This is a genomic window from Yersinia sp. LJYL362, from assembly GCF_048323875.1.
Window position 1 is genome coordinate 1 of sequence record NZ_JBLWEX010000186.1, and the last position, 14,083, is coordinate 14,083.

The window sequence follows — 14,083 nt, forward strand, 5'->3', positions numbered from 1 at the left end:
AGAGAAAACCCTTAAAATCAATAGCGCCATAGAGTGTTCGCAGTGCAGAATCTGCGGGAATTTCCTCATCGGTAATACAGCCTTTTGATGAGGTAATCAACCGATTCCGTGGGTGATCAGCGGCAAATTCCGGGTCCGTTTGGGTCAGATACACATTGTGTTGATTAGCCGCGTAGTAAGCCAAATGCTTATGCTCGATACCTTCCTGCTTAATACTATTCAGAGCCTGTGGTAACAGAAAATGAGATAAAACTAAGACACCATAGGTTTCTAAGGTATTTTTGGATTGTGCTATGAATGCCGGATCGTCGATAGGATTAACGGCAATATTAATTATTTCAGCGAGTTTCTGCATATTGTCCCACCGTCTGATGAAATGTGGCTTGGCTTCTGTACTTAACGGTATAGGATTATTTGTAGCTGGAATAACAATAAAACGTTAATGATAGGTTAAGTTCAGCTATCGATATCAATATAATGTGTCAGGGGGAAGGGAACTCATCATGAACAATTTCACCGCCGTTCGCTTACCAAAATTAACGACTATTCTCGCCTTTGAAACAGCGGCAAATACCGGCAGCCTGGCCAGTGCAGCAGTGCGCTTATCATTAACACCGGCGGCAATCAGTCAGCAAATTCGCCAGTTAGAGCAGCATTTGGGCATTCAACTCTTTGCCCGGTCAAAATCGGGAGTGGAACTCACAGTGCAAGGTCGTGCGTATTTGGCTTATGTCCAGCAGGCCTTTGAAACATTGCGAATGGCCCAGCACCGTGTGGCTCGGGATAAGGGCGATTCATCTTTGACGATATTTTCCTTGCCCGCGCTGGCCAGTCGATGGCTTAACCCACACCTCACCCAGTGGTTGGTGAAATACCCTGATATAGATATTCATATCCATGCCACACACTCAGCTGTCGATTTTAATCGTTCAGCGGCCGATTTTTATCTGGCTTTTGGTGATGAACATTACCCGCAGCAAGAAAAAGAAATGCTATTTCAAGATTGGATCTTTCCCGTCGCCAGCCCAAGCTTACTCACTGCACCTTGGTCAGAAAGCCAGGGCAAGATTGATTATCCGATGATTCATGTCGATTGGGGTAAAGAGGGGCAGTTTTTACCCGACTGGCAAGAGTGGCTGCTGTCTGCTAAATGGGGGGAGTGCAGACCTAACCGTGGACCCATTTATAACCTAACGTCCATGGCCATTGACTCTGCAATAGCAGGTAATGGCATTTTACTGGGGCAACAGTATTTGATTCAAAAAGAATTAGCTGAAGGAAGCTTAATTCAATTATCTGAACATAAATTGCCCGTCACCAAACCTTATTATTTAATTTATCCTAAACGAACCCTGGACAAACCAAAAGCAAAAGAGTTTATCCAGTGGTTGCAGAGTCTTTGCTAGCTGAATGCATAATGAACTGGCATAATTGATTTACTGCACCTTTGACGCGCGGTCTTGCTGGCCGGGCCATTATTAAAATAAGAGACTGACTTATTATTTAATCTATAAATTGGACTTAAGTGCAATTTATAGATTCCCTCTGTGGTTTTTGCGATAGCTAATTTGTGTGACGAGTCTCTGTAAGAAGAACTATTTATTAAAAATTGCCCTTAAAGGCAGAATAAAAATTATTATTTTAAGATAGGGGCATATAAACCATCGTGGCTAAGAGAAAATCTACTGGTACCGTCTGGGTTATCTTACTGATTGTCGCTTTAGGGCTGATGACAGGAATCCCAAGAGAGGCGTGGATTGCACTGAGTGCGGCTATCTTATGCCTATTTTTTGTCTGGCAAAATCTTAAAGGAGCCAAGACGCACGCGGGCCCATCGATTAATACGGATATGCAAAAAGCCGCGTCAGTACCGGATCTCGGTGATTATCAAATTGCCCCTTCTCAACTGGAAACAGAACAAACCATCGCCCCAGAGGCAGAAAATAAGAAATCCACAATTGATGAAGCCAATAAAACCAAGACAAAACAACCTGATGTATCGCGAGGTTCTTTGGCTCGCGCTTCATGGCTCCGCCCAGGGGAGTTAGCGGTAGTTGCCGGAATAAACTTACCCGATGGTATGATTTATGTTGGTAATAAATACAAAAGTAACCGCACGGGCGCGGAACCGGCATTTATTAACCCGTCCATGGATGTCGCGACAGAAGAAATAGATACCTCATTACCGCTTATTGATAGTGCGCCTGATTATTCGACCTGTTCGCCTGAAGCGAGAAGAGGGTATTTACAGTGGTTATCCGAGGGGCGTAAGGCGCCAACCGCTGATATTGGCTATGTTTTCTTATTTTTCTATGGGTTAGAACATCGGGTACTCATTGATGCTGCGATAGATCCCTCCGCTAAAAAAGAGCTTCCTATCATTGAAGCTGAAATTAATCGCCTACTAAATATTTACGGGAAAAATAACGCATTTAATCATTATGCGCAGAATCTATTAGTTTATATCTCCCGAGTGAATATAGATGAGAAACTCTATCTCTCTTCCCCTCCTGCAACACGCGAAGCTTCAACTGAGCTGCCATTAGCGCTATTGGTTGGGTTGGGGCAATTAGCCCTTGATCAGAAGCCTTTACCGGCACCCTGGGCACTCGCTTGGGGAGAGGCTGACCCGGCAATTAACCAAAATATCTCCATGGCGCATTGTGCGGATGTTTTCTCCACTCTGTTCTGCCGGCGTTATCAGGAACAGTATGGCGACGGATTTTTATTACCGGTTAATAAAACCAAATTGCAAATATTCTATCGCCCAGCATCAGCAGGCTTAATGGGGCAAGAGTTCTTCCAACAAATTGCCGATCTGCCCAATGTTGCGGTGTGTAAAGCGCATCGCGATAAGCTGCGAGCTATATTTGAAGCATGCCAACAAGAGCTTGATATTTATAACCGCTTTGCCAGTGTTAATCCGAAGAAAAAAATGTCACTGGAAGGGCAGTTATTAATGCCGGAGGCATTGTGGTCTGTGGCATTAAAAACTGAATTAGAGAATATCAAAGCCCGAGTCGGTTATGGGCTATTGATGGTCACATTGGGTGAGCTGTTTCTTCAACTGAGTACGGCCTGTGGCACCAAGCCATTGGAGCGTTTATCGCGCAGCCATGTGATGGCATTAACTTATGCATTGGCTTCTTTGCAAGTGGGTATTGAACCTGATGTTCGGGCAGATAATCGCACCCCGGTACTACAAGATGCTGTTGCACTGTTTCCGATTGAATCGCTGGTTGCAGAATCGGCAACCTTTGATACCTACCGTGTCACGATGCTGACGGTCGAACTTGCCTGTGCTGCGGTAATGTTTGAGGGCAGTATCGGTGAACCTGAATCCCTCATATTGACACGGCATATTGATGCCTGGGGCTTCCTGAGTCCCGGTCAACGGATGCGCTTAAAGGCCTATTTACAACCGGGCATTCGGAAGAGTAATACGCTGTTGGCGCTGAAAAATAATATAGAGCCGCTCTCACTGGAGAATCGCCGAATTATCGCGCGATTCCTGGCTCACTTGCTTCAGGTTGAAGGCACCATTACGCCACCTGAAGTGAAGTTCCTTGAGCGAGTCTATAAACGCTTTGGTCTGGACAGTAAATGGGTTTATGCCGATCTTGATAGCCGCGCAACGCCAATGACATTAAGCCTGCCGTCGGCAGCGGTTGATGTGGTGACGGATGCCGATCGCGTTAATCTGTTGAAAAAAGAAAGCCAAGAGTTGGTGATATTACTTGAGGGATTGTTTGTGGCAGAAACGGTTACTGCGCCCACAACTGAAGACATTAACCCGCGTTCGATGGCGGCAATTACCGCTAATTTACCTGATAGCATCGTGACATTCTTGAAATTACTGATTTCACGTGACTCTTGGGAGCGTGAGAAATTGGTGGATATCGCCGCTGATATGGAGGTTAAACTTGAAGACGCGATGGTTGAAATTAACCGTAAGATATTAGCTGCGTTTGATAACCCGTTAATCACCGGTGATACCACTATTACGCTAGACCGCGATATATCCGCTGCGCTGTTGCTATGAGTATTGCCAACGCGCACGCATCTTGAAGTATAACGAGTATAAACTACGCCTGGCTTGAGCTGGGCCACAATACTCGCTACCATAACGCGCCTAATAATGCCAAAGTCAGAGAGACAATCGTCATGAAATACCAATGGATACTGTTCGATGCGGATGAAACTCTATTCCACTTTGATGCTTATCAAGGGTTAAAGCTGATGTTCTCGCGCTTTAATGTAGATTTCTCCGTCCAAGATTTCGACCATTATCAGTTGGTTAACAAGCCGCTCTGGGTTGATTATCAAGACGGCAAGATATCGGCAGCCGAATTGCAAAGCACGCGTTTTGAAATGTGGGCTGAAAAACTGGGTGTGACGGCAACTCGCTTGAACAGTGAGTTTTTAATTGCCATGGCCGATATCTGTTCACTGTTACCGGGCGCGCGTGAGTTAGTCGATGCCTTGAGTGGTAAAGTGAATATGGGCATCATTACTAATGGTTTTACCGAATTGCAGACTATCCGATTGGAACGCACCGGGCTAAAAAATGTCTTTTCTCCACTGATTATCTCAGAACAAGTTGGGGCGGCAAAACCCGATGTGGCGATATTTGAACATGCGTTTAATTTAATGAATAACCCAGCGAAAGAGAACATTTTGATGGTGGGAGATAACCTCCATTCGGATATTCAAGGTGGTATTAATGCAGGTATTGATACCTGCTGGCTTAATACCAGTGGCGCAGTGGCGGATGATAATATTGCGCCGCGTTATCAAGTGAGTTCACTGGCTGAATTACAAAAATTATTACTGGCGTAATTAATATTAATATTGCGTAATTGAATATGTGGCGCGGCATACGGTCAGTTGGGTCTCTTTTTTCGCCCCACACTGCCGTTGATTTTCGGCAGTGTGGGGCGGTGACGGTATTAGCCAATGAGACTGGCGGGGTTAGCGCTGATTGGCGACCAAGTCTTCAACTTGATCAAAAATGGGCATTTCAGAGTCAAAACGGCAAACCTGAAGCACGTCTTCGAGTTTTTCCAGTTGGCTTATCATTTGCTGCAAACGCTGATCATCTAATACCTGTAACCAAATACGGCTTTCTTCACCTCCGGCTAATGGCATACACAATATCCCATCAACGTTAAAGGCGCGGCGGGCGAATAAACCACAAATATGCGACATAACCCCTGGGTGGTTGCGTACCGTTAATAAGAGTGTGACGCGCGCAGAAGAGACATGTTGTGGGGCTAGTTGTTGATTTGTCATATTATTCACCTCCAATCATATCGATATTTGCCGCACCCGGCGGCACCATTGGATAGACTTTTTCATCCACATCAATCAGAGCATGAATAAGCACCGGGCCAGGGCGGTTTAAAGCTTCATGTAATGCGCTATAAGGATCACTGGCGGTATTGAGGTCACAAGTCGAGAAGCCAAACCCTTCTGCAATATGAATAAAATTAGTGCGATAAGGGTAGTCTGCGGCAAAAATTCGCTTACCGAAGAACAGGTCTTGTTGCTGATGGACTAACCCGAGTGACTGGTTATTCATCAAAATAATCTTAACGTTAAGTTGCTCTTCGGCCGCCGTCGCCATCTCTTGAATATTCATCATCAGGCTGCCATCACCGGAAAAACACACCACTTTTGCCTGCGGTTTGGCCAGTGCCGCGCCAATGGCCGCGGGAAGACCAAATCCCATGGTGCCCAACCCCCCGGAGGTTAACCATTGGCGCGGGCGGTGTAGTGGGTAGGCCTGAGCCACCCACATCTGATGCTGGCCGACATCGGTGGTGATGATGGTGTCGTCGTCCAATGCGGCGGCGGCGGCACGAATCAAACCATAGTGGCACAAGGGATTTTCGCTGTTGGGCTGATTGAATGGGAATTCGCGCTGCATATCGCTAACCGTGCCGCGCCATTCACTGCGCGTTTGTGTTTCGATCAAGGGCAGCAAGTGGGTTAATACCTGCTTGATATCCGCATTCATCGCCAAATGTGGCCGGCGAATTTTACCCAGTTCAGCCGGGTCGATATCAATATGAATGATACTGGCATCAGGGCAGAACTGTTCGGCTTTGCCGATAGCTCGGTCATCAAATCGCGCGCCCAATACAATCAATAAATCTGCTTGTTGCATGATGAGATTGGTGGATCGCGCGGCATGCATACCTAACATGCCTAATGATAATGGGTGGTCAACCGGCATGGTGCCTAATGCCATTAATGTCATGGTGGTGGGCAAGCTGGCTTGTTTGGCCAGTTGTATGGCCTGTAGATGCGCCTCAGAACTGACTATTCCGCCACCGAGATAGAGCACTGGCCGCGCCGCGCTGTTGATCATTTGCGCGACTTTTGCCATGGCAATGGGGTCAATTGGGCTCGGTTTATCGGCGACTCCTGGCTCCGGCAGGTTATCAAGTTCGATTTCCGCTGTTTGGACATCTTTGGGAATATCAATCCATACCGGGCCGGGGCGACCCGATTGTGCAATGCGAAAAGCCGCTGGGATGACTCGTGTCAATTCGCTGATATCACGCACCAGATAATTGTGTTTGGTTATAGGGATCGATATACCGTAGGTATCGACTTCCTGGAATGCGTCCGTACCAATCATTGAGGATGAGACTTGTCCGGTGATGCAAACCAGTGGAATCGAATCGAGCTTGGCATCGGCGATTGCGGTGACCAAATTAGTGGCGCCGGGGCCACTGGATGCCAAACAAACCGCAGTTTGTCCCGAGGCCCGGGCCATGCCCTGAGCCATAAAGCCTGCGCCTTGCTCATGCCGCGCCAACACATGGCGGATAATGCGACTTTGCCCCAGAGCATCATACAGCGGGAGCGCGGCTCCGCCTGGAATGCCCGCAACAGTGGTAATGCCTTGCTGTTCCAGCAAACGAACTATTAATTGGGCGCCTGTATAACGCATGGTTATATCCTTCATCAGGGCCGGTCGCTAACAGAGTGGGGCTAAAAAGAAACCCCGCTCGGCTGGCGCCGGCGGGGTTTGGGAATCTTTCTGGATTCGGTACCCGTTACGGCGCGCTGCCGACCACCACCACCACGCGCACGACGACTACCGCGTCAATATGCGCGGCGTTGAGTAGAGCGAAATGGGCAGTGGAATAGTTCACGGGGTATCTCATCAATAAGTGTTGTAAGCCTTAAAAGATAAACATGATTGACAAAAAGTCACAAGCGAACGGGATGAAAAAAAGACAAAAATCCAATATTGATCACAAAGTGATTCGAAATGAGGCTAAAAGGAGTGTTACTTAATCAATTGAAAAAATCATTTAATTAATTGAAAAAAGAAGATTATTCGCATTTTTATGGCAATTATCATTATGGGAGCATTATCAAAAAAAGTCCGACAACTGACTTGTCATGATGAATCAATGCCATTGAATAGAATCTTGTTGATGCCTTGTTTAAATTTCAAACAGTAAGGTGGCAACTCTAGCTTGTATGGAATAACTGGATAAGACGTAAAAGGGACTTATGTATAAATCGCTATCTTTGGCTTTAATTGTCGTTTTAGCGGGCTGTAGCGCGAAAAACAGCCCTCACGAAAGAGTTTATATTGATAATTACACCGCTAACCGCATAACTTACATCATCGAAACACAAGTAAAAACAACCGATAGCCTCCAGCCCGGTGAAGTTATTAATAAAGTCTCTGCTAAGTTTATGGGTACGCCCTATCAGGCGGATATGCTGATTGGGTCACCGACAAAACCTGAAAAATTAGTTATTGATTTCAGAGGATTGGATTGTTTTACTTATCTTGATTATGTTAACTCGTTGCGTAAATCTAAAGATACCGCAGATTTTGTTCAGAAGCTTATTGCTACTCGCTATATTAATAGTGATATCAGCTATAAAAATCGAAAGCATTTCTTCACTGATTGGTCACATCAGCAACCATTAAACGCGCAAGATGTCACTGCAACAATAAGCTCTCATGCCGTTACCGTGACTAAATTTTTGAATCAAACAAAGGATGGTAATGAGTTTATTCCAACATTGGGTACGGTTAAGCGCGATGTTGTTTATATTCCAGCAGAGCTTATTAATGAAGCCGTTATTAGCCAGTTAAAAACCGGCGATTACATTGGTATTTACACAAAAATAAATGGATTAGATGTCACGCACACGGGTATTTTTATCATGACACCTGATGGGCCAATGTTGCGTAATGCATCGTCACTTAACAGTAATATGAAAGTTGTTGATTCATCATTTATTCAATATGTTAAAGGTAAGCCAGGGATAGTCGTCCTCAGAGCATTATAAAATTGGCATTAACCTCATATGGATAAAATAATAAATAGTATTAATTGATATATATTGAATGATATTTAAATCACAAGGAGTTTAATATGTATATGATTGAGTATAATGATTTCCGCGCTATCAAATCATTTAATTCCCGGGTGCGATTCTTAGTTTTACACTACACCGCAGAGAATTTTGAGAATTCCATGAAATCCCTAACAGGTAATAACGTTAGTGCTCACTATTTAGTTCCCGACCTTAACGATGAAAGTTATAAAAAGGCTGGCTTTAATGATCTGCGGATATTTAACCTGGTAGATGAAGATGCACGCGCATGGCACGCAGGGGTCAGCAGTTGGGCGGGGCGCACTAGTCTCAATGATACCTCTATCGGGATTGAAATTGTCAATTTAGCCACTGAACATGACGGCATTTTTAATTTCCCCCCTTATCCGGAAAACCAAATTGCAGCAGTAAAACAATTGGCGGCAAATATCTTACAACGTTATCCTGATATTTCTCCGGTAAATGTTGTGGCTCACTCTGATATTGCCCCAACTCGTAAGAGTGACCCTGGGCCAAAGTTTCCCTGGCAAGAGTTGTATAACGACGGCATTGGTGCCTGGTATGACCCAGAGACTAAAGAAAAATTCACTCAACAATTTACCCTGCACGGGTTACCGGCTAAAACTGACTTACTGAGTCGCTTTAGCACTTATGGATACGATGTTTCTATTGCCAGTAATGATGATGGTTACCAACATCTGATACGCGCATTTCAATTGCATTTTAGGCCCGATAATTACCAAGGCAATATTGACATTGAAACAGCCGCGATTTTATATGCTTTAGTCGCGAAATATTTTCCAGCGTCGCAATAGTCGGTATTTAACGCATTAATCACTGTGTCCCCCCTCCGCTGACTACCGGGAGGGCGGCTACGATAGTGATAGTGATGAGCTTGCTTCACCATGGGGTTAATTAATGCTGGTTTTGTTTAACCAATATTAAGATAGCCGCCAACTGTTCACGATGCTGTTCGCTGATTTCACTGCTGGCGGAATACCCTTCATTGTGAATAATCATTTCACCCAACCCGACCAACCAGTCATAAATATAAAATGCGGTATTATTGGTGGGCGTGGGGGCCAATTTGGTCAGTCTTTGCGATGCCCCAACGGGGGATGCTGATGTAGGAATGCGAGCAAAAATTTTATAGCCTCGGTTAATACGGCTATCAGGCCGCTGAGTTTCACTGATTTGCAGGAATCCGAGCCAGGCCACGAAATCCCCCAACACCGTCAGAGCGCGAGACACTTGACGATCAGCCTTAGAATCACGATGCAAACTGACTTGCTCATTGTCAGCCAGTATTTTAACCAATTGCCCGGTCACATCCAATCGGATGCTGGCGGTGATTAACTCCGCAACCAGCAGCTCAATCGTCGGTTTAGTGATCCCCAATAGCTCAATGAGCGGTCCGTTATCAGGGAGCTGCCGTAGGTGATTAACCCAGTAGCGGTGCACATTCGCGGCGTATCCAGCGTCATCATCCGCCCCAGTCAGCAGCGCGGTAGGCATCGGCTGTTCAGATGATAAAGACGAGTCGCTGAACAAGTCAATATCAATACCAATACTGAAGGGATCATGACTGTCACCCGAGGTTATCAGCTCAGCAACCCGGTTTTGTTGTTGCAAATACAACGCCCGCAACTCATCGCGCGTAGGTAATAATCGCTCCAGCAACTCGCCATGCAGGCCAGTCCGGGTTTGCAGTGCTTTCAGTAATGTTTCTGCAATGCGCTGTTTTTGTTGTGATTCATGGGTCGCTGGCTGACACCAACTGGCCAGCATGTTCTCGGTCAGTTCCCGTTGCAGTTCATTAAGCTGCTCGGTAATGCGTTCGGCCTTAATATCACGGCGAATTTCTTGTGACAGATAATTCACCATGCGCTCAATACCGCGAGTATCCAATGCCAGCAGGGTACCCCAACTGCTGTCACCGGGCTGGCCAACATAGCGCTGTACCGCTTCGTCATGGTTTTTTGCACCCTCTGAAGCTTTTGCGCCATCAGAAACAATACGCTGGTCGAAAGGTGTCAACGTCCAGATAAGACCCGGATTACGGCGCGAGCGCACTTGGGTATTTTCACCCTGAGACTGTTTAATCCAATAATCCAGTAATTTACCCATAGCTTTAACGTCGCTACGGTGGCTCACCGCATTACAGATCAACAGCATATTGATTTGTTGCCTGTCCGTATAGCGCTCAAGGAGAAAGGCATTTTTGGCGCGTGATAATGACGCCGCCAGCGCATACGGCGAATGCGCTACCTGCGTTGGGATATCGAATTCGTCGCTAAAATCGGGGAAATCGACTAACTCTACCGATTCGAATAGATTTTCAGTGGCAGACATCCGTAATGGGATGTGCAGTTCTACCGCTAAAAATGTCAATTCTGCCAGTGACAACGTCACTGATTTCCCAGCGAGAGTGTCTTTCAACGGCAGTACTTGAATCTGACTATCCGCAGGGGTGTTCAGATCATTGAGTGTTGAGACATTCATGATGCCGTTGGCGGGCAACAACATGTCATCGACTAACACACTGAGGGGGGCCAGTAACTGTGGCGCGCTATCCAAATGCTGTAATGTATAGGCAAAATGGCGATAAGCCTCCGTCAGTGGTGGCGATTCGGCCCACAGCAGCGAGAATAAAACAGCCCGATCATCAATACGTAAATAAGGTGCCAATTCAATGGCCATTGGCCAGAAATGCGCTTCCAATCTCTTTTGCCGAGGGGCGTCATGGCGAACCAGATAATCCCAAAGGCTAATCACATCATCAGGGGTTATCCCGGCAATCGCAGACTGTTGCTTGCGCATGGCCAATTGCTGGAGATGGTCGGTAATATATTGCTCACTCAGTGAGTGCTGCACCACGTCTTGCTGATTGTCGTGCAGATAGGCTCCCACCACTATTTTGGCCAACTCAATTTCATTGAGTAGCGAGAGTTGCACCGGGTGAGTGTCATGATTGATAGCCACTTGGTGGCTAAAGCGAGCCACCAGACCACTGGATTGGTAGCCGGGTTTGATTTGCTGCCAAAAGTTAAGTGTTTTTCCTGCCAGCGTGGTTTCCAATTGCCCGTTTTCATCGGCAATCAGCGCCGCAATCAAATGCTGTTTTCCGGCAGGAGATTGCCCAAAAAAACCAATACTCATGGGCGTTAATGACATCTCAGACAGATGGCGTGCCTTATGACGCTGGCGGCGCAGTTTGACGGTCAGTTGATCAGCTTCAATATCCAGACGAAGGGCATGTTGGCGCGTGGTGTTAATCCAATCAATCGTCTGATCAATGCCTTGGGTAACCTGTTGCAACTGGCTATTGAGCTGGCGGCTGGTTAATGATTTCATTTTTTAAATACGCTCCCACTATCAATCCAATAATGGGTTGATGCTGAGCCATTGCTGGCGAGTGTGTTTAGCTTGAGACGCAGATGATGCGATGGAACACGGCTACCATCTTGCAGGACCGCGTCGGCTATCTCAAAACGTTCCGGGCTACTGTTTTTATCAACGGAAGTTTTATCAAAGACAGTTTTATCAAAAGCAGTTTTATCACCTTTCACGAGTTTCAACCTGACATACAAGGCACCGTCTCCGGCCACTTTACGGGCTAACTCTTGATCGACAATCGACAAAGTATAGAGCGGGGATGCTGGCCAGCGGTCATTATCAAGCTGGCGGAACCCCAGGCACAATGTGCCTCTAACCTGAAAACGCCCGTCAGATGGCAGGGTAAAATCCGCACTATCAAGATTGATATCACGATAGTAAACATTGTCATCGGTCAGAGCATCGTTGCTGCCGAGCATTCCCAGATAGCGGATAGTCGAATAAGGCTGGAAATCACCGGCTTTGAAGTAAAAACCGGCTAGCCGTAAATCAAGTGACAGCAAACACAGCATCGCGCCCACCGCCGCGGTGGATTTAGGATTATCGATTCGACCCTGTTTGTTAAACGGATACCAATCGTTAGTGTGGTATCCATCCAGTGAAAGAATACGATTATTCGGCAGCGGCTGTAGGTGACGGAATAGGGCCTGAATGCCTGGGAAGCGCGAAGGGCGGCCGGTCAATAACAGCACATCGCAACTGTAGAGTGATACCACTTCGGACAGCGAACGCAGGTTTTGGGTAATGCTCATCCGGTTAGACAAAAACTCGCCATGCAATTTACTTAATTTCAATACCAGCGGCACCTGCAAGATATCAAATACCCCAGCATCCGCAGCCAGCTCACGCTGAACTTCGCTGTTTATGTATTCCAACACCTTTGCAGTTGGGGGCTGCAATATTAGCTCACCCAAGTTGGCGTCGATTTCTGCGTTGGTATCCAGTGGGTCAAAGCTTTCATAAGCCTCAAGAATGGCTCGACCTGCTGGCATAAATATTTGTAACGTGGCTTGCTGACGCAGGGCTGATTGTCCGTCCATTCGGCCATCATTACCGAACAGTTTATCCATCAGCACATCCGTGTTGGCAATCGCCATTTTCTTCAGTCGGGCCTGTAAGGCGGGCAAAATATAGAGCTGAATAACATCCAGTAAAATATCGTCACCTGCAACTTTAAACCCTTCACGGAACAACAACCGTGGGCTGATTTTGACATTATTACCGATGCCATCATCCAACCAGTATTGCGTAATAGCCAGATCCGTGGTGCCGCCACCAATATCAATCGAGGCGATACGTAGGGTTTTCCCTGCGGTTTCTCCGGCGTCAAGTTGCTTGTCTGGCCGCGCCATACTGGCAAAAAAGGCGGCAGTACGGCCTCCAAAGTTAACCTGGGTTTCGTTATACAGATACACCATCTGACCACAGGTGGCTTCATCCCATTCCATCTGAACCGTCGGCACCAAGACCTGGCTTTTGGCGCGGACTTGTTCGGAGGCCTGTTTTTGCTCAAAGATCTGTTTTTGCTCAAAGATAAAATTATCATCTGCTGGATGCCAACCCATGGATTTCCACACCAAAGCAATGGCTTCATTCATCCGACGGCGGAAAATCTCCCGCTCGGGTTTGGGCATGGCGGACGGCAGAGTCAGAATAATGGCCCGCAGCTGGCGCGGGGCGTTGGCATGCGTCATTTTCAAGCGCTGGGCTGCGCTGTTTATTTGCATCAGTGCTTGAGCCAGTAGCTCCGATAACATAAATGTCATCAATGAGCTGCGGCTATAATGTGGCGAGAATACGGGCAGCCGCTCATCGACTGGCACGCTGTACAAGGGCTGGCCATCATCATTCACCAGATGGGTCAGCGGCAATGCGGTGGCCAAGGGTTCATGTAGTTGCGCCGTTTGCGTTTCGTTAAAGCGCCAGCCGGGGGTATAGGTCTCTTCATCCCACAAATAGCGGCGTGGGCTGGAAATGCCGGTAGAACCTTCGGTCCCCAACCGGTGCAGCGCCATACGACTGGCTTCATGACCGACTCGAGTAATCGACGGCCAGATAAAGGCATCATCACGGCCACTTTCTACTGAAAAATTCTGTTTGCCAAACTTAGCTTGGGCGAACTCAACCCGGCTCTCAAACAACTCATTATAGAGGTGGTGCGGCTCACTCAAATCGCGGATTTGCAATTCATAGGTTTGTTTCAGACCATGACTTTCGTCGCTACTGTCTTCCACCAAAATACCGCAGGTATGAGAGTTACCGACATCAAGAATAAGGTCGACATTCACTGCGGGTTCTTGCAGGGTGCTGG

At 46.9% G+C, this 14,083-nt stretch carries 10 protein-coding genes and 1 pseudogene; 5 read left to right on the top strand and 6 right to left on the bottom strand.

Going from position 1 to position 14,083, the window contains the following annotated elements; genetic code table 11:
• Positions 1-355 (bottom strand): annotated as a pseudogene (locus ACNSO8_RS09245) (2OG-Fe(II) oxygenase); the annotation flags it as partial.
• Between the two features lie 148 nt (positions 356-503).
• On the opposite strand from ACNSO8_RS09245, the gene ACNSO8_RS09250 reads away from it, so the two are divergent.
• From ACNSO8_RS09250 to yjjG, 3 genes are all read left to right on the top strand, one after another.
• A complete protein-coding gene (locus ACNSO8_RS09250; protein WP_418394433.1) occupies positions 504-1,406 on the top strand; it encodes a LysR substrate-binding domain-containing protein in 903 nt (300 codons plus the stop codon).
• A gap of 260 nt (positions 1,407-1,666) precedes the next feature.
• Entirely contained in the window at positions 1,667-4,042 is a 2,376-nt protein-coding gene (locus tag ACNSO8_RS09255) for a TerB N-terminal domain-containing protein (protein ID WP_418394434.1), read from the top strand.
• A 122-nt stretch (positions 4,043-4,164) separates the two neighbouring features.
• Positions 4,165-4,839, top strand: coding sequence for a pyrimidine 5'-nucleotidase (gene yjjG, locus ACNSO8_RS09260; RefSeq protein WP_077174706.1), 675 nt, complete (start codon positions 4,165-4,167; stop codon positions 4,837-4,839).
• Between the two features lie 132 nt (positions 4,840-4,971).
• Here yjjG and ilvN read toward each other — a convergent pair whose 3' ends face one another.
• From ilvN to ivbL, 3 genes are all read right to left on the bottom strand, one after another.
• Positions 4,972-5,292 (bottom strand): acetolactate synthase small subunit, encoded by a 321-nt coding sequence (ilvN, locus tag ACNSO8_RS09265; protein WP_418394435.1) that lies wholly within the window; start codon positions 5,290-5,292, stop codon positions 4,972-4,974.
• 1 nt (position 5,293) lies between these two features.
• Positions 5,294-6,961 carry an acetolactate synthase large subunit gene (gene ilvB, locus ACNSO8_RS09270; protein ID WP_418394436.1) on the bottom strand — a complete coding sequence of 556 codons (1,668 nt, stop codon included), beginning with the start codon at positions 6,959-6,961 and terminating at the stop codon, positions 5,294-5,296.
• Positions 6,962-7,067: 106 nt separating this feature from the next.
• Complete coding sequence (ivbL, locus tag ACNSO8_RS09275; protein WP_418394437.1) at positions 7,068-7,178, bottom strand: ilvB operon leader peptide IvbL; 111 nt, start codon at positions 7,176-7,178, stop codon at positions 7,068-7,070.
• Positions 7,179-7,533: 355 nt separating this feature from the next.
• On the opposite strand from ivbL, the gene ACNSO8_RS09280 reads away from it, so the two are divergent.
• Together ACNSO8_RS09280 and ACNSO8_RS09285 are read left to right on the top strand one after the other, a co-directional pair.
• Positions 7,534-8,328 (top strand): DUF1460 domain-containing protein, encoded by a 795-nt coding sequence (locus ACNSO8_RS09280; RefSeq protein WP_418394438.1) that lies wholly within the window; start codon positions 7,534-7,536, stop codon positions 8,326-8,328.
• 86 nt (positions 8,329-8,414) lie between these two features.
• Positions 8,415-9,191 carry an N-acetylmuramoyl-L-alanine amidase gene (locus ACNSO8_RS09285; protein ID WP_418394439.1) on the top strand — a complete coding sequence of 259 codons (777 nt, stop codon included), beginning with the start codon at positions 8,415-8,417 and terminating at the stop codon, positions 9,189-9,191.
• A 100-nt stretch (positions 9,192-9,291) separates the two neighbouring features.
• Here the strand turns inward: ACNSO8_RS09285 and ACNSO8_RS09290 are convergent, their stop codons facing one another.
• Together ACNSO8_RS09290 and ACNSO8_RS09295 are read right to left on the bottom strand one after the other, a co-directional pair.
• Positions 9,292-11,730, bottom strand: a complete 2,439-nt coding sequence (locus ACNSO8_RS09290) for a putative virulence factor (RefSeq protein WP_418394440.1) — start codon at positions 11,728-11,730, stop codon at positions 9,292-9,294.
• Positions 11,727-14,083 (bottom strand): virulence factor SrfB (locus tag ACNSO8_RS09295; protein ID WP_418394441.1); only part of this gene is annotated, 2,357 nt, incomplete at its 5' end. The genes ACNSO8_RS09290 and ACNSO8_RS09295, both read right to left, overlap by 4 nt.